This is a genomic window from Acinetobacter sp. Ac_5812 (assembly GCF_013072695.1).
Classification (GTDB): domain Bacteria; phylum Pseudomonadota; class Gammaproteobacteria; order Pseudomonadales; family Moraxellaceae; genus Acinetobacter.
The window spans coordinates 57,752-82,849 of record NZ_LXUK01000025.1 but is presented as its reverse complement, the minus strand read 5'-3'; the positions used below and the strand labels follow the sequence as shown (position 1 = coordinate 82,849).

Annotated in this window: 24 protein-coding genes; 11 read left to right on the top strand and 13 right to left on the bottom strand. The window is 42.2% G+C overall.

The genetic code is table 11. From position 1 onward, the window contains the following. Nucleotides 1-126: 126 nt before the first annotated feature. From ubiG to A7P55_RS19325, 3 genes are read right to left on the bottom strand one after another with little or no spacing between them, the layout of a single operon-like run. Nucleotides 127-840 (bottom strand): bifunctional 2-polyprenyl-6-hydroxyphenol methylase/3-demethylubiquinol 3-O-methyltransferase UbiG, encoded by a 714-nt coding sequence (gene ubiG / locus A7P55_RS19335; protein WP_171553426.1) that lies wholly within the window; start codon nt 838-840, stop codon nt 127-129. A gap of 14 nt (nt 841-854) precedes the next feature. Next, nucleotides 855-1,637: a helix-turn-helix transcriptional regulator gene (locus tag A7P55_RS19330; protein ID WP_171553425.1), complete on the bottom strand. Its 783-nt coding sequence runs from the start codon at nt 1,635-1,637 to the stop codon at nt 855-857. After that, a complete protein-coding gene (locus tag A7P55_RS19325) occupies nt 1,637-2,026 on the bottom strand; it encodes a hypothetical protein (protein ID WP_171553424.1) in 390 nt (129 codons plus the stop codon). The genes A7P55_RS19330 and A7P55_RS19325 overlap by 1 nt, the downstream gene beginning before the upstream one ends. A 433-nt stretch (nt 2,027-2,459) precedes the next feature. Between A7P55_RS19325 and A7P55_RS19320 the strand changes: the two genes are divergently transcribed. The 7 genes from A7P55_RS19320 to A7P55_RS19290 all read left to right on the top strand — a co-directional run bounded on the left by A7P55_RS19320 (nt 2,460) and on the right by A7P55_RS19290 (nt 11,802). Further along, the gene (locus A7P55_RS19320; RefSeq protein WP_065344059.1) at nt 2,460-4,049 is read left to right on the top strand and encodes a peptide chain release factor 3; all 1,590 of its coding nucleotides are present in this window, start codon (nt 2,460-2,462) and stop codon (nt 4,047-4,049) included. Between the two features lie 69 nt (nt 4,050-4,118). Beyond that, nucleotides 4,119-4,946 (top strand): hypothetical protein, encoded by an 828-nt coding sequence (locus A7P55_RS19315; RefSeq protein WP_171553423.1) that lies wholly within the window; start codon nt 4,119-4,121, stop codon nt 4,944-4,946. A gap of 119 nt (nt 4,947-5,065) precedes the next feature. Then, on the top strand, nt 5,066-5,983 hold the full coding sequence (locus A7P55_RS19310) for an RsiV family protein (RefSeq protein ID WP_171553422.1): 918 nt from the start codon (nt 5,066-5,068) through the stop codon (nt 5,981-5,983). Then, on the top strand, nt 5,983-6,798 hold the full coding sequence (locus A7P55_RS19305; RefSeq protein ID WP_171553421.1) for a TatD family hydrolase: 816 nt from the start codon (nt 5,983-5,985) through the stop codon (nt 6,796-6,798). Before A7P55_RS19310 ends, A7P55_RS19305 begins: the two co-directional genes overlap by 1 nt. Before the next feature lie 126 nt (nt 6,799-6,924). Further along, a complete protein-coding gene (gene acnA, locus A7P55_RS19300) occupies nt 6,925-9,678 on the top strand; it encodes an aconitate hydratase AcnA (protein ID WP_171553420.1) in 2,754 nt (917 codons plus the stop codon). A 110-nt stretch (nt 9,679-9,788) separates the two neighbouring features. Continuing rightward, nucleotides 9,789-10,976 (top strand): MFS transporter, encoded by a 1,188-nt coding sequence (locus A7P55_RS19295; RefSeq protein ID WP_171553419.1) that lies wholly within the window; start codon nt 9,789-9,791, stop codon nt 10,974-10,976. Between the two features lie 61 nt (nt 10,977-11,037). Beyond that, entirely contained in the window at nt 11,038-11,802 is a 765-nt protein-coding gene (locus tag A7P55_RS19290; protein WP_171553476.1) for a tRNA threonylcarbamoyladenosine dehydratase, read from the top strand. Nucleotides 11,803-11,818: 16 nt separating this feature from the next. On the opposite strand, the gene A7P55_RS19285 is transcribed toward A7P55_RS19290, so the two are convergent. Beyond that, nucleotides 11,819-12,298, bottom strand: coding sequence for a CHAP domain-containing protein (locus A7P55_RS19285; protein WP_016542022.1), 480 nt, complete (start codon nt 12,296-12,298; stop codon nt 11,819-11,821). A gap of 670 nt (nt 12,299-12,968) precedes the next feature. On the opposite strand from A7P55_RS19285, the gene A7P55_RS19280 reads away from it, so the two are divergent. Then, nucleotides 12,969-13,448, top strand: coding sequence for a copper resistance protein NlpE N-terminal domain-containing protein (locus A7P55_RS19280; protein ID WP_171553418.1), 480 nt, complete (start codon nt 12,969-12,971; stop codon nt 13,446-13,448). Between the two features lie 186 nt (nt 13,449-13,634). Here A7P55_RS19280 and dusA read toward each other — a convergent pair whose 3' ends face one another. The 3 genes from dusA to A7P55_RS19265 all read right to left on the bottom strand — a co-directional run bounded on the left by dusA (nt 13,635) and on the right by A7P55_RS19265 (nt 16,372). Continuing rightward, nucleotides 13,635-14,639, bottom strand: coding sequence for a tRNA dihydrouridine(20/20a) synthase DusA (gene dusA, locus A7P55_RS19275; protein ID WP_171553417.1), 1,005 nt, complete (start codon nt 14,637-14,639; stop codon nt 13,635-13,637). A gap of 112 nt (nt 14,640-14,751) precedes the next feature. After that, nucleotides 14,752-15,945 carry an MFS transporter gene (locus A7P55_RS19270; protein ID WP_171553416.1) on the bottom strand — a complete coding sequence of 398 codons (1,194 nt, stop codon included), beginning with the start codon at nt 15,943-15,945 and terminating at the stop codon, nt 14,752-14,754. Between the two features lie 19 nt (nt 15,946-15,964). After that, the gene (locus A7P55_RS19265) at nt 15,965-16,372 is read right to left on the bottom strand and encodes a Rid family hydrolase (RefSeq protein ID WP_171553415.1); all 408 of its coding nucleotides are present in this window, start codon (nt 16,370-16,372) and stop codon (nt 15,965-15,967) included. A gap of 866 nt (nt 16,373-17,238) precedes the next feature. On the opposite strand from A7P55_RS19265, the gene A7P55_RS19260 reads away from it, so the two are divergent. The 3 genes from A7P55_RS19260 to A7P55_RS19250 are packed head-to-tail and all read left to right on the top strand — an operon-like array spanning nt 17,239 to nt 20,160. Continuing rightward, entirely contained in the window at nt 17,239-18,366 is a 1,128-nt protein-coding gene (locus tag A7P55_RS19260) for a Re/Si-specific NAD(P)(+) transhydrogenase subunit alpha (RefSeq protein WP_016542049.1), read from the top strand. A 12-nt stretch (nt 18,367-18,378) separates the two neighbouring features. Then, nucleotides 18,379-18,702, top strand: a complete 324-nt coding sequence (locus tag A7P55_RS19255; RefSeq protein WP_005051598.1) for a proton-translocating transhydrogenase family protein — start codon at nt 18,379-18,381, stop codon at nt 18,700-18,702. A gap of 3 nt (nt 18,703-18,705) precedes the next feature. Next, nucleotides 18,706-20,160 carry an NAD(P)(+) transhydrogenase (Re/Si-specific) subunit beta gene (locus A7P55_RS19250; RefSeq protein WP_171553414.1) on the top strand — a complete coding sequence of 485 codons (1,455 nt, stop codon included), beginning with the start codon at nt 18,706-18,708 and terminating at the stop codon, nt 20,158-20,160. Between the two features lie 60 nt (nt 20,161-20,220). Here the strand turns inward: A7P55_RS19250 and A7P55_RS19245 are convergent, their stop codons facing one another. From A7P55_RS19245 to A7P55_RS19220, 6 genes are all read right to left on the bottom strand, one after another. Continuing rightward, on the bottom strand, nt 20,221-21,042 hold the full coding sequence (locus tag A7P55_RS19245; RefSeq protein ID WP_171553413.1) for an SDR family NAD(P)-dependent oxidoreductase: 822 nt from the start codon (nt 21,040-21,042) through the stop codon (nt 20,221-20,223). Between the two features lie 181 nt (nt 21,043-21,223). Beyond that, entirely contained in the window at nt 21,224-21,844 is a 621-nt protein-coding gene (locus A7P55_RS19240; protein WP_171553412.1) for an NUDIX hydrolase N-terminal domain-containing protein, read from the bottom strand. 176 nt (nt 21,845-22,020) lie between these two features. Then, the gene (rsfS, locus tag A7P55_RS19235; protein ID WP_004655709.1) at nt 22,021-22,419 is read right to left on the bottom strand and encodes a ribosome silencing factor; all 399 of its coding nucleotides are present in this window, start codon (nt 22,417-22,419) and stop codon (nt 22,021-22,023) included. Nucleotides 22,420-22,500: 81 nt separating this feature from the next. Beyond that, nucleotides 22,501-23,295, bottom strand: a complete 795-nt coding sequence (locus tag A7P55_RS19230; RefSeq protein WP_171553411.1) for a TIM barrel protein — start codon at nt 23,293-23,295, stop codon at nt 22,501-22,503. 23 nt (nt 23,296-23,318) lie between these two features. Then, nucleotides 23,319-24,185 carry an NAD(P)-dependent oxidoreductase gene (locus A7P55_RS19225; RefSeq protein WP_171553410.1) on the bottom strand — a complete coding sequence of 289 codons (867 nt, stop codon included), beginning with the start codon at nt 24,183-24,185 and terminating at the stop codon, nt 23,319-23,321. Nucleotides 24,186-24,206: 21 nt separating this feature from the next. Next, nucleotides 24,207-24,995: a crotonase/enoyl-CoA hydratase family protein gene (locus tag A7P55_RS19220; protein ID WP_004655703.1), complete on the bottom strand. Its 789-nt coding sequence runs from the start codon at nt 24,993-24,995 to the stop codon at nt 24,207-24,209. Between the last annotated feature and the right edge of the window lie 103 nt (nt 24,996-25,098).

Here is a 25,098-nt window from a genome sequence, read left to right as displayed (position 1 = left end):
CAAGTTGTGGTATTGGCTAGATGAAAGATCAGTGATGGGCTTTTCAGAATCAAATGTATACACACTCTTTTCAATCAATACCTATTGATTATGATCATTAATGAGAATGACGAAAAAGCGCTCACTTCAGTATCCGTTTTTAATACAACTCGTCATATAGTTAACCGTGATGTCCGGTGCTAGCCAAAAATATCGAGTGATCGGATTGTAGTGTAGGCCAATCGTATCTGTTTGGGTTAAACCCGCAGTTTTTGAAAAAGATCTGAGTTCATTGGGACGAATATATTTGGTGAAATCATGAGTGCCTTTCGGCATTAATTTCAAAATATATTCACCTGCAATAATGGTAAATAAATAGGATTTTGGATTTCGATTAATTGTAGAAAAGAAAGCCAAGCCATTGGGTTTTAATAATTTTGCACAAGCCTGAATGATGGATGCCGGATGGGGAACATGTTCTAAAAGTTCCATACAGGTTACGATATCGTATTGTTGAGGAGCTAGAGCAGCCAATTCTTCTACAGCAATATTGCGATATTCAATCTTCTGGATATTTTCCAAAAGTGCATGATCGCGAGCGATTTGGATACTTTGCTCGCCAAGGTCAATTCCAAGGACATTCGCGCCATCTCGAGCCATACTTTCAGCCAAAATTCCGCCACCACACCCCACGTCTAAAATTTTCTTATCTTGAATACCGTTCGCAACAGATTTTATCCAGCCTAAACGCAAAGGGTTAATGCGGTGTAGTGGTGCAAATTCACCTTGCCTATCCCACCAGTTTTTTGAAATGGATTCAAATTTAGCAAGCTCGTGACGATCATAATTCGATGGCTTCATGTTTGATTCTCCAATCACATTTGTCGTTCGGCATAAAATTTTTTAGGTGAAGATTTCATGGCTTTTTTAAACATGGTGATGAATGCACTATCTGAAACGTAGCCTAATTCATTGGCAATATAGGTAATGCTTCGGCCTTCATTCATTTTTTGTAAAGCCAATGTGATATGCAGCCGGCGACGCCAATCATTTAAAGAAAGATGGGTTTCCTCTTTAAAGCTACGCGTCAGGCTTCTTTCACTCATACAACACATGGCTGCCCATTCGGCTAAATTGGTTTTTTGATCAGGTTGTTGTAGCAAAGAATCCGTAATCATCTTCAAACGTTTATCTGAGGGTAGTGGTAAATATTGCCATTGCTGAGGTGCATGAATGATTTCATCGACTAAAACCTGCATGAGACGAGTATCAGTGGGAGTGGAGGTGTACTCAGCTTTGATTTTCTCCGTTCTGATCAACAAGGCATTTAAAAATTCATTCACTTGAATGACATGACAATCGTGCTGATTGAACAGATTTTCTTGAGTAAAAACGATAAAGCAGGTTGAAAGACCAATTCCGACAGATGAATGTGGGATATTAGCTGGGATCCAGATCGCGGTATTGGGGGGAACCACCCAGATGCCTTTATCTGTCGAAATGGTAATTAAACCCGATACGGTTGCCATCAACTGACCGTAGTCATGCTGATGCCAACCTAACTCCCAATCGGGGATATCAGCATCAATTTTGAGTACCCTGATTGGATCGCTCAATGGATTCGAAAACTGAATATCCTGAAAATTATTGATGACCATTAGCAATTTAAAAGCTTTTGGACAAGTTGATCAGATTCTTCTTTACTCGAAACCACATACATTGGATAACCTGAAAACTGTAAATATACTTTTGCAAACTGTTCAGCTTTAGCGCGTTGTTCACGATCTGATTCAGTATGTACCAATCCTAAAATTAAACCAGATAAGGTTTCACGTTTTGCTTTTACCCACGCTGCTATTCGCTTTCTGGATTCATGGTCATTATTTTGCTCGGTTTCATCAAAGGCACCTTCACTAATAAAAACAAATTTTTGATTTCTAGCGAGCAGGATATTAAATGAATCAAATAATTCATCTAAAGTTTGCTGATCTTGAGCTTTATAACTCAGGGTCACAATGGGGAATTTTTCGATACTTTGAATGTACATGATAGACACCTTAAACGATAATGATTCTCTTTATTGTATCTACCTTTTGTGGATTAACTTCTTTGTTTGGGTCAAAAAACTTTTCAATCCAGCCATTATTCTCAATTTAGGTCAGAGATGGACATGGTCTAGTCGCTGATTTTATGGATGAATGAAATCAGGTTACCAGTGTTTATCATCACCACTATGGCTTGTTTTGTGCCGGATTGGAGGAGCCTTCAAGCATGATCTTGTGTATGAAAACGAGTATCCATGCGTTAGATAAATTATGTAATTTTAGTTGTGATGTGGATAACTTAAGACATATCAACAATCGATCAATATGTTCTGTAAATCTGCTACAATTGCGCCAATTTTAAATTCTTTCGCATGCCATCTGTTCTTGCCATTGTTTGCAGATACATATGGGTGCACAAATTGTAGATTTTTTAGCATGTTTAAAGATGAATTAGCGGCACAGGTTGCCCAACGTCGCACCTTTGCGATTATTTCCCACCCCGATGCGGGTAAGACCACCATGACAGAAAAACTGTTGTTATGGGGGAAGGCGATTCAGGTTGCGGGGATGGTCAAAAGCCGTAAGTCTGACCGTTCTGCTACGTCTGACTGGATGGAAATGGAAAAAGAACGTGGTATCTCGATTACCACGTCGGTGATGCAGTTCCCTTATAAAAAGCACACCATTAACTTACTCGATACGCCGGGGCATGAAGATTTCTCGGAAGATACCTACCGGACCTTGACTGCCGTTGACTCAGCTTTGATGGTGATCGATGGTGCAAAAGGTGTCGAAGAACGAACCATTAAATTAATGGAAGTGTGTCGTATGCGCGACACGCCTATCATTTCATTCGTCAACAAAATGGACCGTGAAATTCGCGAGCCTTTAGAGTTGCTCGATGAAATTGAAAATGTCCTGAATATTCGCTGTGTGCCAATCACATGGCCTTTAGGTATGGGGCGTGATTTTGCTGGCGTCTACAACCTGCTTGAAAATAAGCTATATGTCTATAAAGCAGGTTTTGGTTCGACTATTACTGATATTGAAGTGCGTGATGGTTATGATCATGCCGACATTCGTGAAAAAGTAGGCGAATTAGCATGGTCATCCTTTGAGGAATCTCTTGAATTGGTACAAATGGCCAATGAGCCACTTGACCGTGAGTTATTCTTGCAAGGTAAACAAACTCCAGTCTTGTTCGGTACTGCATTGGGTAACTTTGCAGTAGATCATGTCTTGGATACCTTTATTAATTGGGCGCCAGAGCCGAAGGCACATCCAACGCAAGAACGTATTGTTGAAGCCAATGAAGAAGGCTTCACTGGCTTTGTCTTCAAGATTCAAGCCAATATGGACCCAAAACACCGTGACCGTATTGCCTTTATGCGTATTTGCTCAGGTAAATATGAAAAAGGTCTGAAAATGAATCATGTGCGTATCGGCAAAGATGTGCGTATCAGTGATGCCTTAACCTTCCTTGCTGGCGAGCGTGAACATCTGGAAGAGGCTTGGCCGGGTGATATCATTGGTTTGCATAACCACGGCACCATTCAGATTGGCGATACCTTTACCAGTGGTGAAGATCTGCATTTCACTGGGATTCCGCACTTCGCACCTGAAATGTTCCGCCGTGTTCGCTTAAAAGATCCTTTGAAATCCAAGCAGCTGCAAAAAGGCCTGAAAGAGTTATCTGAAGAAGGTGCGACCCAAGTGTTCATGCCACAAATCAGTAATGATCTGATTGTCGGTGCAGTCGGTGTGCTACAGTTTGATGTGGTTGCTTACCGCCTCAAAGAAGAATATAAGGTTGACTGTATTTACGAGCCAGTCAGTGTACATACCGTTCGTTGGGTGCATTGTGACGATGACAAGATTCTGAATGAATTTAAGAAAAAAGCACATGACCAACTTTCAGTGGATGGCGGTGGTCATCTGACTTATCTTGCACCAAGTCGTGTAAACTTACAGTTAATGCAAGAACGTTGGCCAGATATTCAGTTCCGTAACACACGAGAACACTAAACTGCACAAAAACAGCTTCTAATTAGAAGCTGTTTTTAATTGAATGCTCTAAAAATAAAGGATGATGCAATGAACACTTTAAAACCACTTTTAGCTGTCAGTATGATGATTGGCATAATGGCTTTAACGGCATGTGATCATCCGAATAAAAATGAAAGCACTAAGGAGCAGACCAAGGAACAGGCTGCGTCATCAGTCGAAAAGGCTGAAGTATTGCCTTACTTAAATATGAAAGAAGCCAAGGCCGATTATGCCTTGCCATTCTGTGAAAAGAAGAACTGTATTGATCTCGATATTCAGACAGTCAAAACCCAAGATGAATGGCTGAATGCATGGATTGCAAAAAATCAGGCCAATGTGATTCAGCAACAAATAGAACAGAATAAAAACCTGACCCTGCAACAGGCGATTAATGCCTACGTGAAAAAGTCAGATGAGTGGCAAGATAAATATTCTAAAAACAAAGTCTATGAACTGCATATAACCACACGTATTGCCTCGCAACGAAATCAATATGTATTGTTGCAAGTGGGTGTGGATACACAACAAGAAGATATTGCGGTGAAAGATCGCTTCTACTTTTTTGTGGCGGATCGTAAGCTGCAAAAGAGTGTCAGTGTTTTGGATGTGATTCAGAAAAATCAGCAAAATGCCTTAAACCAGATTATCCAAAGCCACTATCAAACATGGGTAGACAAGCAATCGGCAGAAGTCAAAAAGCAAGTGCCGAAAAAATTGTATTGGGGACAGGCCGATTGGTTCTTTGATGGGGAAGGCATTGGAGTGCATTATCGTGCCAATGAAATCAGCAAAGATGCACCACAACTAGATATTTATTTGACTACGGAACAAAGCAAACAAATGCTACAGGCTGAAATATATCAGCAAATGTTTTAATTGAGCCAGAGGCTACTATTCTAAGTTTCGTATAGAAATTGCATGTGCCTGTAGCGGTTTTGCTTTAACTTCGATAGCATTTAAAAATCTTGTGTAATAACAATGCTGATAGGTTTTAAATGAAAAAATTTTATAAATTTAGCGTCCTTGCATGTGCAATTCTGCTTGCCGCTTGCCAGCCGAAATCAGAGCCGAAAGAATCACAGGATAAACCCGCTGATCCACCTGTGGTACAGCAACCCGCCGAGCCAATCTTACGCGGTGAAACCGTGAAGTTACAGGTGAGTTTGCCTGAGTGTAAAGGCAATACCTGTCCTGATTTTACGGTTGAACGATTACAAAGTAATTTCCCGTTTATTGATCAATTACTGGATCAGCAAATTCTTGAGCAATTGGGCAAGATTTTAGATGTGGTCGATGCGGATGTTTCTGCGACTTCAACGCCTAAGACTGCTGAGGATAAATCGAGTTTGGATGCTCAGGCTCAAGCCTATGCCAATGCCTTTGTGAAAATCGATGAAGAGTTAAAAGCGCTCAGCAGTAGCCATCAAATTAGCTTGATGATTAAGCCCAAAATTTTGCAACCGAAAGGAACATTGGCGACAGTTGTATTAAATAGCAGCAGTTATTTGGGGGGAGCGCATGGCTCGACCTCACAGCGTTATTACAACTTTGATTTGACCACTCAAAAACAGATTCAATTACATGATTTATTGTTGCCTAAACAAAAAGCCACTTTAGACAAATTGGCACATGAGGCCTTTAAAACCTGGATTGTTGATTCCAAACTTGCAACGGATCCAAAGGAATATGAACAGGCTTGGCCTTTCCAAGTCACTGATAATTTCCTGTTAGGTGAGCAAGGGTTAATTTTGCAATATGGTGAATATGAAATTGGTCCTTATGTGGTCGGATTACCACGTTTAGTCATTCCATTTAGCGAATTACAAGGCGTGTTAAAGCCTGAGTATTTACCTAAAATAGATAAGCCAGCAGCAGCATCAACCCCTGCTGCAAGTACGCCAAGTCAAAGTTAATGCAACTGTTCGATACCCATACCCATTTTGATGTTGCCGATTTTGATATTGATCGGCAACATCTGGCTGAACAAGCAAAACAGGTTGGGGTCGATGCTTTAGTGTTAATCGGTTTTGTTGAATCACGATTCGATGAACTGACCCACACCCATCAACAATTACAATATTGGGAAAATGTGCCACGCTCTTATCTGGCCCCTGGTTTACATCCTTTTTATATCGAACAACATCAGCCAGAACATTTACAGCGACTTGAGCAGATGTTACAGCAGCATGACTGTGTGGCGGTGGGTGAAATTGGTTTAGATACTTTTTTAAAACAACATAAACAGCCCGAACTGTTTGCCAAACAGCAGCATTATTTTATTGAACAATTGGTATTGGCAACACAATATCAAAAACCAGTGTTATTACATATCCGTAAAGCACATGCAGAAACGATTGCCATTTTAAAAGCACAAAAATTTAAATTGGGTGGCATTGCCCATGCCTTTAGTGGTGGGGTGGAAGAGGCCAAGGCCTTGGTGAAATTAGGCTTCAAAATTGGGGTGACAGGACAAATTACCAATCCAAATGCCAAAAAACTGCATCAAGTGGTACAAGCGATAGGCAGTGAAAACTTGGTGATCGAAACTGATTGTCCAGATATGACGCCGTTGTGTTGCCAAACTTCGACCGAGCATCGTACCCGTAATACCCCTGTCAACCTACCTTATGTGCTGGAGAGTTTGGCTCAGACCCTTAACCAGCCTGATTTACAGCTGGCTGCACAACTTTGGCACAACTCACTGGCTGCGTTGCGACTTAAATTTTAAGAGAATAAGCAAATAATCTCGTTAAAAATAAGATACTAAAAGGGAACACATGCTTTTCTAAACAGGGGTACATTAAAAGAACAATTTGATAATAAACACATCAGCCAATACTGGGAGGGCGACCTTATGGCCAGATATAGCAAAATCAATAGTTTCAATGCATTACAAACACTCAGCGTCGGTTCGACATCCTATCAAATCTTTAGCTTGGCGCGAGCAGCTCAAACCCTTGGTAATATTGAACGATTACCGAAGTCTTTAAAGGTTTTGCTAGAAAATTTACTCCGTTTTGAAGACCAAAAAAGTGTAAAAGTGGAGCATATTCAAGCGCTGGTCGATTGGCAAAAAAGCAAACGTTCAGATCAAGAAATTCAATATCGACCTGCACGGGTACTGATGCAGGATTTTACTGGTGTTCCTGCAGTGGTCGATCTGGCTGCAATGCGTGCCGCAATGTCTCAAGCAGGCGGTGATCCTAACCTCATCAATCCTTTGTCACCCGTCGATTTGGTGATTGACCATTCGGTGATGGTCGATCATTTTGCCGATGAAAATGCCTTTGCCGAGAACGTTGAAATTGAAATGCAACGGAATGGTGAGCGTTATCAATTCCTTCGTTGGGGACAATCTGCATTTAATAATTTTAGTGTGGTGCCACCCGGGACAGGGATTTGCCACCAAGTCAATTTAGAATATTTAGCGCAAGCCGTCTGGTTAGGTGATGATGAAGGTCAGGTTTTTGCCTTTCCAGATACCTTAGTTGGAACAGATTCTCATACCACCATGATCAATGGACTGGGGGTTTTAGGTTGGGGTGTAGGGGGGATTGAAGCCGAAGCAGCCATGCTCGGGCAACCTGTATCAATGTTGATTCCAGAGGTGATCGGATTCAAACTCACAGGTAAGTTGAATGAAGGGATTACTGCGACCGATTTGGTTTTGACCATTACCCAAATGCTGCGCCAAAAAGGCGTGGTGGGTAAATTCGTTGAGTTTTATGGCGATGGTTTGGCTGATTTACCATTGGCTGATCGTGCGACCATTGCCAATATGGCACCTGAATATGGTGCAACCTGTGGTTTCTTCCCGATTGATGAGGTGACGCTGGGTTATTTAGCATTGACGGGACGCAAACAAGACCGTATTGATTTGGTCGAAGCTTATAGTAAACAACAAGGCTTATGGCGTCATGCAGGCGATGAGCCAGTTTTTACCGATACGCTCAGCTTGGATATGAGTACGGTACAAGCCAGTCTGGCAGGACCAAAACGTCCACAAGATCGGGTTTTGTTGGGCGATGTTCCGAAAACCTTTAATGCGTTGATGGAGCTTAATTTAAAACCAGCGAAAGAAGCCAAAGAACGTTTAGAGAATGAAGGCGGCGGTACGGCTGTCGAAGCCAAGAAAGCGAATTTAGCGCATGAAGAGCCCTCTTGCACCATTGAAGGTAAATCTTATCCATTGAAGGATGGTGATGTGGTGATTTCAGCAATCACCTCATGTACCAACACCTCTAATCCAAGTGTGATGTTAGCTGCGGGTCTATTGGCTAAAAAAGCCATTGAAAAAGGCCTGCAACGCAAACCATGGGTGAAAAGTTCATTGGCGCCGGGCTCTAAAGTGGTCACTGATTATTTAGCGGCTGCAGGTGTAACGCCGTACTTGGATGAGTTGGGTTATAACTTGGTTGGTTATGGTTGTACCACCTGTATTGGTAACTCAGGGCCTTTACCTGAACCCATCGAAGAAGCGATTCAATGCCATGACTTAAATGTTGCTTCCGTACTTTCAGGCAATCGTAACTTTGAGGGACGTGTCCATCCATTGGTAAAAACCAACTGGTTGGCGTCTCCACCTTTGGTCGTGGCTTATGGTTTAGCAGGGAATATCCGTACTGATTTAACCACGCAACCGATTGGACAAGGTAAAGATGGACAAGATGTTTATTTGAAAGACATCTGGCCAAGTCAGTTTGAAATTGATCAAGTACTGCAAAAAGTGAATACCGACATGTTCCATAAAGAATATGCAGCAGTGTTTGATGGGGATGCAACTTGGCAGGCGATTCAGATTCCACAAAGCCAAACTTATGCGTGGCAGGATAATTCGACTTATATTCGTCATCCACCATTTTTTGAAGAAATTAACCAGCCTCCGAAGGCCATTAGCAATATTGAACAAGCACGAATCTTGGCGGTATTGGGCGACTCGGTCACCACCGATCATATCTCTCCAGCAGGGAATATCAAGAAAGATAGCCCAGCAGGACGTTATTTACAGCAGCAGGGGGTTGAACCGAAAGATTTCAACTCTTATGGTTCTCGACGTGGTAATCATGAAGTGATGATGCGCGGAACTTTTGCCAATATCCGAATCAAGAATGAAATGCTGGGTGGTGAAGAAGGTGGAAATACCATTTTCATTCCAACAGGTGAAAAGCAGGCCATCTATGATGCATCAATGTTGTACCAGCAACAGAAAACACCGTTGGTGATTATTGCAGGTAAGGAATATGGCACAGGTTCGTCACGAGATTGGGCTGCAAAAGGGACTAATCTCTTAGGCGTTAAAGCGGTCATTGCTGAAAGTTTTGAACGGATTCACCGTTCTAATTTAGTAGGCATGGGCGTATTGCCCTTACAGTTTGTGGATGGGCAAACCCGTCAATCCTTGAGCCTCACTGGCCGTGAAGTATTGTCGATTCATGGACTATCTGATGATATCCAACCGCATCAAACGCTGGATATTCAGGTACAGCGAGAAGATGGCAGTCAAGATCAGTTCAAAGTGTTATGCCGCATTGATACCTTGAATGAGGTGGAATACTTTAAAGCAGGTGGTATCTTGCATTATGTATTACGCAATCTGATTGCTGCATAACGAAACACACACTTAAATCAAAGATGAAAGCTGGTCTTTCATCTTTTTTTGTTTGAATTTCAAGCATTCAGCGTTAAGGTATTCAGGCCCGTTTAAATTGGATAAAGGTTTTGAATCAGTTACCACGCTATGTTTATTATCTCTTGGCTGCGCAGGCATTTAATTTAATTGCCGCTGTTCTGTCTGTTACTGTGGCTGCAATTGTGGGTTTAAAGCTTGCACCAACTCAGGCCTTAGCTACAGTGCCGTATGGTTTGCAGTTTTTAGCGATGTTACTGACCACCTTTATTTTTTCATTTTTAATGAAAAAGCTCGGACGGCATTTGGTTTTCCAGTTTGGTTGCGTCTGCCTGTTCTTGGCAGGTGTTCTCGGTTATTTGGCCCTACAGCAGCAACAATTTTATTTATTGTGCCTGAGCCATTTTTCACTGGGTTTATTCATTTCCACCGCTAATTTTTATCGTTTTGCGGCCTCTGATCGTTTGGCCACTGATTTAATTCCGAAAGCTACCGCGATGGTCATTTCGGGTGGTGTGGTTGCTGCGGTTATTGCACCGATGTTGGCAATTCAGTTTCAACAGGTAGCAGGCTTACCCGATTTCACTGCGATCTATTTCATCTTTAGTGTCTTGGCCTTGCTGCTTTCTCCGATCTTGTATCTTTGGAACAGAAAATTCCAACGCCAGCAGATACAGCAAGTGCTGATTGAACCAACTCAACGTAGCAAACTGCCAAGCACTTTAATTATTGCTGCGGTGATCAGCGGTGCATTTGCCTACTATATTATGAATGTGATGATGATTATGTCCTCCTTACATCTCAAGGAGCATCACTCATTTCATTATGCTTCGATCTCGATTCAGCTACATGTATTGGCGATGTTTATCCCGTCCTTCTTTGTCTCTAAACTGATTCAACGCTGGGGAACGCATACTACGATTTATGTTGGTTTTGCTTTGCTGATGCTATCTTCATTAATTCCAATGTTTGGACAAGTGGGGATCTATATTAATGCTGCCTTGATCGTGCTCGGTGTAGGCTGGAATTTTGCTTATTCAGGTGCATCAACCTTGTTAGCGGGCCTTAACGAGGAGCAAAAACATCGTGTCCAAGGCATCAATGAAACAGGAATTGCCTTATTTGCAACCTTAGGCGCATTTTTACCTGCACCGATTTTGAGTGGTCTTGGCTGGATCAATGCCAACCTGTTGGCTTTGTGCATGAGCCTGATGGTTTTTATTCTGTTACTAATCTTAAGTCGCCAAGGTCAAGCATCAAGCAAAGTTTCATCAAGCTAACCTAAATGGGTTTAAACACGCTAAAATAGTGCTTTGATTAGAAAGATAGACCACGACTGTGATGACCGATGTTCCTGTAAATGATGAATATGAACGCCGTTTTGCTGGTGTTGCCAAAATTTATGGAGAAAATGCCTTTTCGCATTATGAACACAGTCATGTCATGGTGATTGGGATTGGTGGTGTTGGCAGTTGGGCGGTTGAGGCACTGGCACGTACAGGGATTGGTGAATTGACTCTGGTCGATATGGATGTGGTAGCAGCATCAAATATTAACCGTCAATTGCCAGCGATGAGTTCGACATTAGGTCAAGAAAAAATCGAAGTGATGGCGGAACGTTGTCGCCAGATCAATCCACGCATGAAAGTGAATGTGATTGATGACTATCTGACGCCTGAAAATGTCAAAGAGATTTTAAATCCAGTGCCAAGCATTGTTTTGGATTGTATTGATGATGTCAAAGCTAAACTTGCCTTGATGCTGCATTGTCGTTTTAACAAAATCCCGTTAATTGTTTCGGGTGGTGCGGGTGGCAAACTCGACCCACTGAAAATTCGGGTGGCAGATTTGTCCAAAACCGAACAAGATCCAATGTTGGCAAAGTTACGCACGCAACTGCGTTCTATGGGGATTTGCAAAAAGCCAAAAGAGAAATTTGGCATCACTTGCGTGTATTCGATTGATAACCCATTTTCCAGTGCGGATGTTTGTCCAAGTGCGGGTCTGCGCTGCGGGGGATATGGTTCGGCGGTGGTGGTGACTTCAAGCTTTGCCATGGTGGCGGTAGCTGAAGTCTTAAAAAAACTGGATAAAATCCGAACCTAAATCAGATTTCAATTGACTAAGCCTGTGGATATTGCGGCGCTAAACGGTAATAGGTATAGGTGACATTTGGGTCTTTATAGACGTCATAACTAGTTTGCTTAAAATCAGAAACCCATTGTGAACCGGTAAAGCCAGCAATGTGCCCATAGCGATGTTTTTTAGTGCGGTGGATAATGTAAATATCACCAGGTTGCGGGTTGTTAAACGCAGGTGTAATTTTTTGATAACCAATCTGTTGTAAAGTGCGGCCCCAGTCTGACGCAGCCACTGGATGCTGGACAATATTGGCACCTGCTGACTGTAGGGCGATTCTGACAAATTTAGCGCACTGTGATGAACTACGATAAGAGGCACGCTTTGCCAATTTCTGAGAGAATTTATCAACATCAATTGCTGGCACTGATGCAGGCTTCGGCATTTCTCGATAAGGAATAACCACCTGTTGCGAGGGTGGGTGAATCATACTGTGATCAACTGAAGGTACATCATAAATCATTGTGCATCTCTACCGCATTTTCAAAACAACTGAACGTGTGCCAGAATTTATTACGGCGCCCATAGTAAGCGATAAATCTTAAAAAAACTGAAATGTAACGTAATAATATAACATTTGAGCTGTTGTACAGATCACTTAGCTGAATTGCTATTTAAGAATCTTTTTCATTATCAGTAAGTTGTTGGTTGATTAGTTTAGATAAAATGATTTGTAAGATTATATTTCATTTTTGATTAAAAAATAGACATGTTAGTGTGGGCTATTAGATCTGCTTTGATACTTGATGTTTATATAAGTTTTTGTTTAATATCGTTATATTTGGTAGGACGGTGAAAGTGTTTTGTTCAGAAAAATCTTCTGATCTCGATCAGATCGTGCAACTCATTTAGCCATGTATCAAAGTTTTTGTTATGAATACAAGCATCTTTAAAATATTCAGTTCAATATTGCGACGCTTGATTGTGAACACTTCAATATAAATCACCTTATTTTTAATAAAAAACAGGGCCATTAAGTCGTATTGTTTTTTGCACGAAATCTATAAATATCCCTTTAGCTAACATGAGTATCGCAGCACTTGCTTTGGTCGCATGCCTGAACGTATAGTGATGCGCCGCGTAGTATTGAACCTGCAATGAATTTTAAATATTGAGTTTGAGGGAAATTGGATATGAAAAAGACATTGCTGACTTCCTTTGTTTTTGCCAGTATCAGTTTGGGATGTTCACAGTCGAATGAGGCAAAAAATCAAAGTAATGCGCAAGCACAAACACCAGATCTACACTCAAATAAGCAACATTCAGTCAATCATCCTGAGCTTAAGGCATGGGTCGGGCATTATTCTGGTGTCGTTCCATGTGCGACATGCGTGACAAGTTGTGATGGCTGTTTGGGTACAGGAATTGATCTTAAAATCAACGCAGATCAAACTTTTGTATTGGAACAAAGCAATAATAATGATAATCGCCCAGCTAAAATTTATGCAGGACAATTTAAGTTTCTGGATAATGATCAGTTAAAGATTCAGCTACAAGGTGTTCCCACTCGGAATATGATTATGTTAGGTGATGAACAGATTGAAATCATTGATACAAAAACGCAGATGCCTTTTGATTCTTATGAAGAGTTTCAGTTAGCTAAAAAAGCTTAAATCAACTTCGGTTGTTTCTGTAAGATAAAATTGTGAAACCGTGCTTGAGCATAACGGTTAACGCGATTTGTTAAGCTCAAGGGGGATGAGAAGTTTGGATTTATAGCAAGTTCAATGCTGATGCAACATAGCGGCTTTTGCGCTATGTCCCATTGCAAAAACGTTATGCTTAGTTAGCATATCAGATTAGTCCTGATGCTCTTTTAAATAATCTTCAGTACGTTGCATCGCAGCTTGAATATTTTGAATGGCATGTTCAATATCGGCGATGGTTTTGGCATTACCACCACTCAGCGCCTGACGCCATTTACGTGCACCTGGTAGGTTTTGAAATAAGCCCAGAATATGACGGGTGATAATTGAAAGCGGTGCACCTTCGGCCACACGTTGATGAATATAAGGCATCATTTGCTGCATGATCTCAAAACGATCAACTGCTTCCAAATTCCAGAGCTGTCCCATTTCAGCCAATAGATACGGGTTATGGTAGGCTTCGCGACCAATCATCACGCCATCGACATGCTGTAAATGTTGCTGTGTTTCATCAAAGGTCTTGATGCCACCATTAATTTCAATGGTGAGATGCGGACGTTCTTGTTTGAGACGATAGACATCTTCATAACGTAATGGTGGAACTTCACGATTCTCTTTTGGCGATAAGCCCTGCAAGATGGCAATACGTGCATGTACAATAAAATGGGTACAACCTGTGGCAGCAACTGTATCGACAAAATGCAACATCTCTTCATAAGAATGCATGTCATCAATCCCGATACGATGTTTTACCGTCACTGGAATTGACACTGCTTTTTGCATGCTATGAATACATTCAGCCACCAGATTGGGTTCCGCCATTAAGCAGGCGCCAATTTTATTATTCTGTACACGATCACTTGGGCAGCCAACATTTAAATTGACTTCGTTATAACCCCAGTCTTCCGCCATTTTGGTACAGGTCGCCAACTCTTGTGGGTTGGAGCCGCCGAGTTGCAACACAATCGGCTGTTCTTGTTTGTTGAAATCGAGATGACGATTGGCACCGCCATAAATAATTGCACCTGTGGTCACCATTTCGGTATAGAGCACCACATTTGGGTTAAAAAGACGGGCAAAGAAACGATAGTCCTTGGTTGTCCAATCCATCATCGGCGCGACGGAAATACGTGGCTGTAATGATTCAAGTGATTGCATAAACAGATCTCGGATGTGGACAAGCAAAGAAAGGGCAGCATTATACGAGTTTTGTGATCAATTCACCAATGCTGATCCTCATCACTTTAATTTTCAGTGTGAGGATAAATCTTTAAGAGGTGGACATTTGGTTTTTCTTTGTTGAAAGATGGTCGAAGAAACTAAACAACATACAAGCAAAGACCAGACTGATTCCCGCTAAACAAGTCATACTCCAACCACCATGATTCCATGCAAAAATACCGAGTGCCGAACCACATGCACCACCAGTAAAGTAGGCGGTCATATAAATGGCATTGATACGAGACTTCGCATCAGGACGTAAACGGAAAATCACACTCTGATTGCTGGTATGCACTAAGGCCAATGCCAACTGAATCAATGCAAAGCCGAGGATATAACTGAATAAGAAGCTTTGCCCAAAATAGAAGCAGATCCAACTCAAGATAAATAAAGCACAACCCATCCAAGTTAATTGGCTGGTATAGCCCTGATCTGCATATTTACCGATATATTGCGTAGAGAGGGCACCAAAGATCCCGACCAAAGGCACCATACCAATCAACAGATCTTGCAGATGGTGGGCCGAGGTCAACAGTAGCGCAATTGTTGAATATAATATACTGACCGCAGCAAAGGCGAAGCCACCTGCCAGCGCACGTAACAGCAAACGCTTCTCTTGTTTGAGCAATTGCGCCATGGAGACAAATACTTGCCCATAATTCATTTTCATGCGCATGGCATAAGGTAAGCGGCTTTTCAGGGCATAGGCCAAGATCAGCATGAGCACGCCACTGACCACATAAATCACTTTCCAATGAAATAGATTAGAAAATAAGCCAGCAAGACTGGTGGAAAGTAAAATACCCACCAGTAATCCACTCATCAAGATACCAATGACCTCACCCGTCTTTTCGGGTTTCACGGTCATGGTGGCAAGCGGAATTAATACCTGTGCCGCCACGGAGAATAGCCCTGCCATGACAGTACCGAGCCAAAGCATAGGTAAGTTGACCGAGAAAGCGCTAATAAATAAACCTACAGCACAAAATACCATCAGTAACGGAATGAATTTGGTTTTGTTCACCACATCGCCCATTGGGACAATAAACAGCAGGCCAAGGGCATAAGAGACTTGCGCAAAAGTTACCGTAAGCGCCGCTTGACCTTCAGTCACTGCAAAATACTGCTGAATCGAGTGAATCAAAGGCTGACTATAATAGTTGGCACCCGCACATAAACCACATGCTGCAGCCATAAACCAAAGTAAGGTTTTATTTTGACTAATATCTTGAGGGGCAGACATAATTTTCTCTATTACTGGTTTATGCGGTATAGGCGGTTGCTTCAACTTCAATTTGCATCCCTGTTAATGCCAAGTGTGATACAGGAATAAGGGTACAGACAGGAAAGGCATGCTGCGGCCATAAGTGTTGTATGGTTTGAGCCAAGATGTGAAGTTTCTCCGCATTATGGTCAACCACGAGCATACGTAAAACCGCAATATCTGATAGTTGTGCTTGGGCTGAAGTTAAAGCGTGTTGAATATTATAGAAGACTTGTTGTACCTGTTGGTCAAAATCTTTAGAGAGCTCACCATTTTTATTTTCACCGCCCTGACCTGCAATATGAATGATCCGCATATTGGGTGGAACAATGCTCACATGACTATAGCCATTACTGCGTGGATCATAAAGTTCACTGGGATTGATCATTTTAAAGGTCGGTTTCATCGTGACAGATCACATTGAAGGTGGAGATGCCTCAGTATCAAAGCTCAATCTAACTTGAGGTCAAGAATATTTTGAACTTAAAGCGAGCAGAAGTCAGAATAAATGAGCGATTTCTGCGGATTTGGTTTTTTTAAAAATTAAATTGAAGCGATGAATTGAGTGAGTGTTTAATATTTGCACCAATATTGTGCAATAAAGCGGCTTTTGCTAGACAAAACCATACAAATATCACTTGAAAAAATGCCTATTTAAGTTTTTTTCATTCTTTTAAATTTTTCTGAGCAACTTAGTTCATTCAATTCAGATTTATTGATAAAGAGAAACCTCCCTTTATAGGCTCTCTTGATGGCTTGTTATAAATTGTTTGATAAAAACTCGCCGAAAAGACCAATATAAAGTGAAGAGAAGCCAATCCCTCGCCACAACTGCATGATTATGATGCCGATTCAACCAATACATCGCTAGAGCGTCAAAGAAATAACCAATGTCGATGAAAATGGATTTGGTTAAACGCTCCTGATGATCAGGATGAGAAGTAGAGATGTTGAATAGATACCGCTGTGATCGTCCAAATCAGGAAGGGCACAGTATAGAAATGAACCGATTCAGTGCGTAAGCGGTCAGATTTGTATGTGAAGAAGAGATGAAAGATCTGCCTTGTTCGATCAAAAGGCAAACCTGCGGATCATACAAGCTCTAAATATAAATGTGAATCATCAGTTCAAAATATAGGTATTTATTAAATAAATATTGGGTGGAAATTTAAAAAAGTTCCATTAGAATCCAAATTTCTACAAAGAATACTCCTGGGGGAAACATTGCTATTTGCGATGTTTACTTAAGAAAAACTAGCTTGAGGAACGCTCATGCAGATCGGAATCCCAACCGAAACTATCCTCGGTGAAAGTCGCGTAGCGGCAACACCAGAGACAGTTAAGAAGTTGATTAACGCAGGTCATAGTATTGTCATTCAACGTGGTGCTGGTGTTAAAGCTGCGTACATTGACAGTGCTTATGAACAAGTTGGCGCAACCATTACGGACGATGCTTATACAGGCAGCCAAATTATTTTGAAGGTACGTGCCCCTAAAGGCGATGAAATTCAAAAGCTTGCGGCAAATACGACTGTAATTGCAATGTTTGACCCTTACCGCAATCCAGAATTAGACCAGTTTGCAACTCAGCAAGTGTCTGCTTTTGCGTTGGAATTACTGCCACGTACGCTATCACGCGCACAAAACATGGACGTACTTTCTTCTCAAGCAAACTTGGCGGGTTATAAGTCTGTATTGTTAGCTGCGGCTGAATATCAACGTATGTTCCCAATGTTAATGACGGCTGCAGGTACTGTGAAACCTGCGCGTGTTGTGATTATGGGTGTTGGTGTTGCGGGTCTTCAAGCGATTGCGACTGCAAAACGTTTGGGTGCAGTGGTTGAAGCAACTGACTTACGTCCAACAGCTAAAGAGCAGGTTGAGTCTTTAGGCGGTAAATGGCTTGATGTGCCAATGTCCGATGAAGAAAAACAACGTGCTGCTGAAGCTGCGAAAAGCGGCTATGGTTGGCAGCCGGGTGAGCAATACATTAAAGATCAAGCTGCGATTGTAGATAAAGCGGTATCAAATGCTGACATCGTAATCACCACTGCATTGATTCCAGGTCGTAATGCTCCACGTTTAATTAAAGCTGAAACCGTTGCCAAAATGAAACCGGGTTCTGTCATTTTAGATATGGCAGTTGAAACGGGCGGTAACGTTGAAGGTTCTAAAGAAGGCGAAACAGTCACAACTGAAAATGGCGTGAAGATTTTGGGTATTCCAAATATTCCAGGCACAGTTGCAACTGAAGCATCTGCATTGTATGCACGTAACGTTTTTAACTTCCTTGAGACATTATTCGACAAAGATAAAGCTTTTGCGATCAATCAAGAAGAAGAAATCCAAAAAGCGTTACTTGTGACACATGGCGGTCAAGTACTGCTCAAGCGCGGTTAAGGGAGAGTTCTCATGGTTGAAACGATTACAATTTTCGTCCTTGCCATCTTCGTGGGTTATTACGTGGTTTGGGGTGTAACACCTGCGTTACATACACCACTTATGGCAGTAACCAATGCGTTGTCTTCAATTATTGTTGTTGGAGCAATGATCCAAACTGTGGGTATGCCAGTGATTGGATTAGATGCAAATGTTGCATTTCAAAGCGTAAACGTAGTCAGTGTCCTTGGTGCGATTGCTGTGTTCTTGGCAAGTATCAATATCTTTGGTGGCTTTGCTGTAACTGCGCGTATGCTTGAAATGTTCAAGCCAAAGCAAAAGAAAAAAGAGGGCTAATCGATGGAATTTATTCGAGACTATGCGGAATGGTTCTACCTGATCGGTGCCGTCCTTTTTATCTTAACCTTACGTGGTTTGTCAGGTCCTAAGACTGCGATTGCAGGTAACCGTTACGGTATGATCGCTATGGCGATTGCTGTAGCAACAACGTTCTTTGTTGCAGAACATCCTGTCGTTTGGATGATCGTTGGTGCAATGGTATTAGGTGGTATTGTTGGTATCGCTCGTGCGAGAACAGTGCCAATGACGCAAATGCCTGAAACAGTTGCATTGATGCACTCATTGGTCGGTTTGGCTGCGGTATTAATTGCAATTGCTGCAATTTTGCATAACAACCAATTGACGGCATTATTTGCTGAAAATGAAGCTGCTTTAACTGCTGCTGGCGTACAACATGCTCATATGAGTAAGGTTCATTTATTTGAATTGTTTGTTGGCTGCTTTGTTGGTGCAATTACTTTTACTGCGTCAGTATTTGCTTACGGTAAATTAGCTGCGAAGAAATGGGCAAAAACCATTTCTGGTGCATGGGTTAAACCTGTTCAAGCGCTTATCTTTATTGCAATGCTTGCAGCAGGCATCATATTCTTCTTAACGAATAATATGACTGCATTCTGGGCAATGACAGCACTTGCACTTGCATTTGGCTGGGTATGGATTGCACCAGTCGGTGGTGGTGATATGCCGGTTGTGGTCTCACTTTTGAACTCCTTCTCTGGTTGGGCTGCAGCAGGTATTGGTTTCACACTTGAAAACAATATGTTGATCGTTGCGGGTTCATTGGTTGGTTCTTCTGGTGCGATTCTTTCTTACATCATGTGTAAGGCGATGAACCGTTCAATCATCAACGTATTGTTTGGTGGTGCAATGGGCGGTGCAGCAGTTGCATCAGCAGATAAAGGTGAGCAAGTTCAACGTAACCACCGTTCTGGTTCAGCAGATGATGCAGGCTTCCTGATGTCAAATGCAGACAGCGTTGTGATTGTACCGGGTTATGGTATGGCGCAAGGTCGTGCACAGAATGCGGTGAAAGAATTGTGTGAAATCTTGAAAGAGCAGGGCGTAAAAGTTCGCTTCGCGATTCACCCAGTTGCAGGTCGTATGCCTGGTCACATGAACGTATTGTTAGCAGAAGCGGATGTTGCTTATGAAGACATCTTGGAAATGGATGAGATCAACTCAGATTTCCCTGCAACAGACGTGGTACTTGTTATTGGTGCAAACGACGTGGTGAACCCTGCAGCGAAAGACGATCCGACATCACCGATTTACGGTATGCCGATCCTTGAAGCACACAAAGCACGTACTATCATGGTGATCAAGCGTTCTATGGCAACAGGTTATGCTGGCTTAGACAATGACTTGTTCTACAATGAAAAAACTATGATGATCTTCGGTGATGCCAAGAAAGTTGTGGAAGATATGACCAAAGCAATCAATGGTGGTGGTCACTAATCTGGCCTCAATCAAGATTGTAAAAGCCACCCTCGGGTGGCTTTTTTATTTGGCTTATTTTTAAAGAAACTTTTCAACCAATTGCATAGATTGTTGATAAAGATCACGTGCCAATTGCTGGTTTTTGGCATGTGGAGATTTCCAATCTGGCATATGCGCACTGACATACGCTCCATTACGATTTTTCCATTCGTCTCCAATTGCCATTTTGCTAATCAAATTTGCAGGAACAGAGGTTGGGACTAAACCTAATTTCATCGCCGCATAGACAGGTTTGGGTAGATCGCGATAAATATCCGAAGCGACGCCACCTGGGTGTAACGCATTATTGGTAATTGAGCTATCTGCTAGTTGTTCTGCTAATGCATTGCTGAACAGTAAATTCGCGAGCTTGGATTGTCCATAATAAAATAGTGGATTATAAAACCCCTCTGCGCGGAATTTGTTGGGTTTGATTGAGCCTGCCCAATGTGCAATTGAGGCCAAATGGACAATACGTGCTTGAGGCGATTGTTTTAAAACAGGAAGCAGTTTTTGGGTCAATAAAAAATGACCGAGATAATTGACACCAAACTGTTGCTCGAAGCCATCAGCAGTCAGTTGTTTGGTTTTGGCAAATAAGCCAGCATTGTTGATCAACACATCCAGATTGCCATAACGGTCTACAATTTCATCTGCTGCTTTTCGAGTTAATTCAAGGCTGTTGAGGTCGAGGGAGATGAGATCGACTTGCCCTTGGTCGAGCGCCCGTAATTTGTTTTGTGCTTGTTGTGCTTTCTGTGGGTTTCGGCAGGCCAGAATCACGTGTTGCCCTTGTTTAACCAGCTGTTCTGCTGTGGCAAAACCAATGCCTGTATTGGCACCTGTAATCAGTATTTTCACTTCCTGTACTCCAGTTATGCTATTTATTGGTGGGATTGCAAGAATCTGTATAGTGCTGCAATTTTGACAATTTGTCATGTCAAATTTAAAGGTGGGAGATGGTCGACATTTGCTCATCTTTTGGTGAGAGCGATATTGTTGTTTGGGGATTATGTTTTTGATGAGTTCTTTAAATTAGAAGTTAGTCGAAATAAGTATTCTCCGGTAATCCCTGTAGTAACTCAAAAAATTGATGGATTTGTGCCTCGGTAACACGCGCTGTAGAAATTGGAGGTAATTCATCCTTGCCAAAGAAAGCCACCTCCGAGGTTTCTATGCTTGGTTTGAGTTCGCCACCAATCAGTTCACACCAAAAAAAGGCTTTATACACGTGTAAGAACATGGCAGGGTGAGGGTGCTTTCTACGATCTGTGAGTGCGAGGAGTCTAACGGCTTTCACCTCTAACCCAGTTTCTTCAAGGACTTCTTTTTCAGCATTTTCTGCAGCGGAATAGCCAACATCTGCCCAACCTCCAGGAATAGACCATAAGCCATCCTGTGTCTCTTTGGCTAATAGAAGTTTATTGTCCTTAAAGACAACAGCGCGCACATCGATTTTGGGTGTTGCATAGCCAATATCTTGCAAGACATTGGAAATAAAATGAGTGGTATCAATTTCTTTTAATTCAATCAGGGTACGGACGTGATCAAGTAATTGCTCATAACGCTCTTTATCGTATACATCTTTGCTGTAGTGCAAACCTGATTGAGCCAATCCAGTAATCTTATGGAGTGTTTCAATCCATGCGGCTGAATCTTTCATCTTATTCTAGCTGTACTTGAGGAGAGGATTTAATACTAGCACTGCGATTATATTTTACAACGAATGGTCGGAAATTTAGGGCTAAATCGGCTTGTTACGTGTTCTTGTTTAGGGCTATTTTTGACTTGAATTCGCTATAAAAAAAGCGACCTATTCGGTCGCTTTTTTGAGGAGCTTTACGCTACAGATTCGGGCGCACGCCATAAGCTTTCTAAGTCGTAGAACTTACGCGCGGTTGGTAACATTACATGTACCACAACAAAACCGAGGTCGATTAGGATCCACTCAGCATCGCGTTCACCTTCGACACCGATTGGGCGGAAACCTGCTTTACGTGCTTCATCAGCAACATTGTCTGCAAGGGCTTTAACATGACGAGTCGATGTACCGCTTGCAATCACAATTGCATCGGCAACATTACTGATCGTACTTACGTCAAGTTCAAGAATATCTTTGGCTTTTACATCAGTGAGAGCTTCATGTACAACGTTTAGGCACGCTTGTACATCTTTGTTCGCTGTTTTGATTTTTAGGTCGTGAGAATTAGAAGCGCTGGGCGATGGTTCTAAATTCATAGAGGGTATATTTTCCTGACAATTGCTCATTGTCAAATATACCGTTTTTCTCTAAAAAGTTCAAATTTTAGCAGTAACAGTTTATGTATTCACATCATTGGAAAAATACTTGTTTTTCCATGCAAAAGATTGATCTGACTGCGTTTTTGGTCTGTATTCCGCTGCAATTAGACCTCGATAGTCACTTTGTAGCAACCAGTCAAAGATTTGTTTATAGGGGATATTTCCAGTATCGGGTTCATGCCGGTCTGGACAGTCGGCAAATTGGATGTGCCCAATCTGATCGATATTTTCCTGTAATCCCGCTAATACATCTTCACCCATCATCGCCATGTGATAACAGTCATATTGCATTTTCAGGGCGGGATGGTTGATGGCTTCCAGCATTTCTTGGGCTTGGGCAATGTTCTGAACCAAGAAGCGTGGCATATCAGTACCATTGATCATTTCAAAAACGGGTTCAATACCTTGTTCCGTGAGCATGTGACACGCCAGTTTTAAATTACTTGCAAGCGTGTTGAGACAAGGCAGCAGATCTGCATCCAGCGGTTGTTTACCTGCCAGAATGTTGACGCGTGGAACATCTAATGCAGTGGCATAACGAATGGCCAACTCAAGCGCTTGATGAAATTCAATTTCTCGTCCCGGCACACCTGCAAGTCCATTGCCGCCTTGCATCAAGTCACCCGCAGGAACATTAATCAGGCAGAGGGAGAGATTGTGTTGCTCAAGTTGAGTTCGAATATCAATCACATCGAGTTCATAGGGGAATTGAATTTCTACATGCTGAAAACCGTGAGCGTGTGCTAAGGCGAAACGCTCGATTAAAGGAACTTCAGTGAAGATCATGGATAAATTGACTGCAAGATGGCTCATTTTCAGACTCCCTGAATCAATAATTATTGTTGTGTAATTTTGATGATAGTCGCTAAATCCTTATCAGCAAAGCCATTTTCTTGGTGAGCTTGTAACTGTAATAGAGCTTTTTGTGCCACAGGTATCTTTAAGTTAAAACTCTGTGCTAGAAGTAGGGCATTGTTTAAATCTTTTGATAAGGTTTGCACCTTCCATTGTACTGGTTCAAAAGTATGTGTTGCCATACGAGGAGCAAGGATTTGAAAGGGTTTTGAGTCGGCAAAGCCGCCCGCGAGTGCAGGTGCAAGTAATGCGGTGTCGACGCCTGCTTGATTGGCAAGGGCGACAGCTTCTGCGATCAGGGTGCTATTGGCGGCAACAATCAGCTGATTACAAATTTTGGTCGCTTGTCCTGTACCTGATGTTCCCATACGGGTAACACGCTGTGAGAGGACATTGTAAATCGGGGTGAGCTGCTCGATCGTCTCAGCATCACCTCCTGCAAAAATCACCAATGTACCTTGTTCAGCTCCCATGGTTCCGCCTGATACGGGTGAATCAATCCATGTGACCTGTTGTTGTTGAGCAGACTGAGCCAATTGTTGAGTCGCAGAGACCGATAAGCTGGAGAAATCAACGATGATCTGTTCAGCTTTCAAATATGGTTGAATTTGGGCGAAAACATTTTGCACTGCTTGATCATCGGCTAAACAGGTCAAAATAACAGGGTAGCTGCCGATGTCATTTAGCTTTAAGTGTGATGCACCTTGTTGCTGCAGAGGTTCACATGCAAGTGGACTACGATTCCAGACCGCCACAGGATAACCTGCTTGTAAGAGTCGGCTGGCCATACGTGTGCCCATTAAACCCATACCCAAGAAAGCGATTGGTGTTTTTTGATTCGCATGCATGTGAATATTCTCCAGTCGGAATTATTTGTATTGGCGCGGCAGGAATTGAACTTCTGGGTTCTTGTCCTTTTTGCGTGCCAGACTACTGTTTTTACCTAAAAGTAGTTTGAGCTGCCAAAGTTTTTCCAAACGTAATGCTTTTTCAGGTTGGTGCTCCATCGCATCTAACACCCGTTTGGCTGCCATAATGGCATCTGGTGAGCGTTGTAAAATCTCTTCCGCAATGATGTTTGCTTTTGCTAATGGATCATTGTCTAAATGGGTGACTAGACCAATTTGTTTGGCATATTCAGCATCAAAGATACGTGCAGTTAAGGTCAGTTCTTTGGCCAAATCAACGCCAATCAGTCCTTTCAATGAACGGGTGAGCCCCATATCTGGTACAAGGCCCCAACGACTTTCCATGATTGACATTTGCGTGCTTGGCGTTGCAATACGAATATCCGCTGCAAGTGCGAGCTGCATGCCTGCACCAAAGCAATAGCCTTCGATTGCTGCAATCACAGGGATCGGCAGGTTCTGCCAGATCAGAAAGGCTTTTTGGAACAGACTTTGCCCTGGTTTGATCAGTTCCCATGCGGCAAAAGCAGTATTTTTAGGATTGTTTAAATCAGAAAGGTCGATGCCTGCACTAAAGACTTGTGCTTCACCAGTGAGAATGACACAGCGGATTGAACGATCTTTTTCAATTTTTTTGGCAGTTGCCACCAGCTCTTTGAGTAAGGCAAAGCTCATTGCATTACGTTTGTCAGGTCGGTTTAGGGAAACTGTTGCGATTCCATTGTTCTTTTCAACGCGTAAAAGTGCCATCTGCCTTACTCTTATTGTGTTTGATGAGGCAGCATAGCACGAGTCTTTAGGTTGAAACATGACAGGGCAGTCACAAAAAGACGGCCTGTATTTTAATCATTGA

Excerpts from the sequence above, each read along its gene's own strand:
- ubiG (WP_171553426.1), bottom strand. The coding sequence starts at position 840 with ATGAAGCCATCGAATTATGATCGTCACGAGCTTGCTAAATTTGAATCC.
- A7P55_RS19330 (WP_171553425.1), bottom strand. The coding sequence starts at position 1,637 with ATGGTCATCAATAATTTTCAGGATATTCAGTTTTCGAATCCATTGAGC.
- A7P55_RS19325 (WP_171553424.1), bottom strand. The coding sequence starts at position 2,026 with ATGTACATTCAAAGTATCGAAAAATTCCCCATTGTGACCCTGAGTTAT.
- A7P55_RS19320 (WP_065344059.1), top strand. The coding sequence starts at position 2,460 with ATGTTTAAAGATGAATTAGCGGCACAGGTTGCCCAACGTCGCACCTTT.
- A7P55_RS19315 (WP_171553423.1), top strand. The coding sequence starts at position 4,119 with ATGAACACTTTAAAACCACTTTTAGCTGTCAGTATGATGATTGGCATA.
- A7P55_RS19310 (WP_171553422.1), top strand. The coding sequence starts at position 5,066 with ATGAAAAAATTTTATAAATTTAGCGTCCTTGCATGTGCAATTCTGCTT.
- A7P55_RS19305 (WP_171553421.1), top strand. The coding sequence starts at position 5,983 with ATGCAACTGTTCGATACCCATACCCATTTTGATGTTGCCGATTTTGAT.
- acnA (WP_171553420.1), top strand. The coding sequence starts at position 6,925 with ATGGCCAGATATAGCAAAATCAATAGTTTCAATGCATTACAAACACTC.
- A7P55_RS19290 (WP_171553476.1), top strand. The coding sequence starts at position 11,038 with ATGACCGATGTTCCTGTAAATGATGAATATGAACGCCGTTTTGCTGGT.
- A7P55_RS19285 (WP_016542022.1), bottom strand. The coding sequence starts at position 12,298 with ATGATTTATGATGTACCTTCAGTTGATCACAGTATGATTCACCCACCC.
- A7P55_RS19280 (WP_171553418.1), top strand. The coding sequence starts at position 12,969 with ATGAAAAAGACATTGCTGACTTCCTTTGTTTTTGCCAGTATCAGTTTG.
- dusA (WP_171553417.1), bottom strand. The coding sequence starts at position 14,639 with ATGCAATCACTTGAATCATTACAGCCACGTATTTCCGTCGCGCCGATG.
- A7P55_RS19270 (WP_171553416.1), bottom strand. The coding sequence starts at position 15,945 with ATGTCTGCCCCTCAAGATATTAGTCAAAATAAAACCTTACTTTGGTTT.
- A7P55_RS19265 (WP_171553415.1), bottom strand. The coding sequence starts at position 16,372 with ATGAAACCGACCTTTAAAATGATCAATCCCAGTGAACTTTATGATCCA.
- A7P55_RS19260 (WP_016542049.1), top strand. The coding sequence starts at position 17,239 with ATGCAGATCGGAATCCCAACCGAAACTATCCTCGGTGAAAGTCGCGTA.
- A7P55_RS19255 (WP_005051598.1), top strand. The coding sequence starts at position 18,379 with ATGGTTGAAACGATTACAATTTTCGTCCTTGCCATCTTCGTGGGTTAT.
- A7P55_RS19250 (WP_171553414.1), top strand. The coding sequence starts at position 18,706 with ATGGAATTTATTCGAGACTATGCGGAATGGTTCTACCTGATCGGTGCC.
- A7P55_RS19240 (WP_171553412.1), bottom strand. The coding sequence starts at position 21,844 with ATGAAAGATTCAGCCGCATGGATTGAAACACTCCATAAGATTACTGGA.
- rsfS (WP_004655709.1), bottom strand. The coding sequence starts at position 22,419 with ATGAATTTAGAACCATCGCCCAGCGCTTCTAATTCTCACGACCTAAAA.
- A7P55_RS19230 (WP_171553411.1), bottom strand. The coding sequence starts at position 23,295 with ATGAGCCATCTTGCAGTCAATTTATCCATGATCTTCACTGAAGTTCCT.
- A7P55_RS19225 (WP_171553410.1), bottom strand. The coding sequence starts at position 24,185 with ATGCATGCGAATCAAAAAACACCAATCGCTTTCTTGGGTATGGGTTTA.
- A7P55_RS19220 (WP_004655703.1), bottom strand. The coding sequence starts at position 24,995 with ATGGCACTTTTACGCGTTGAAAAGAACAATGGAATCGCAACAGTTTCC.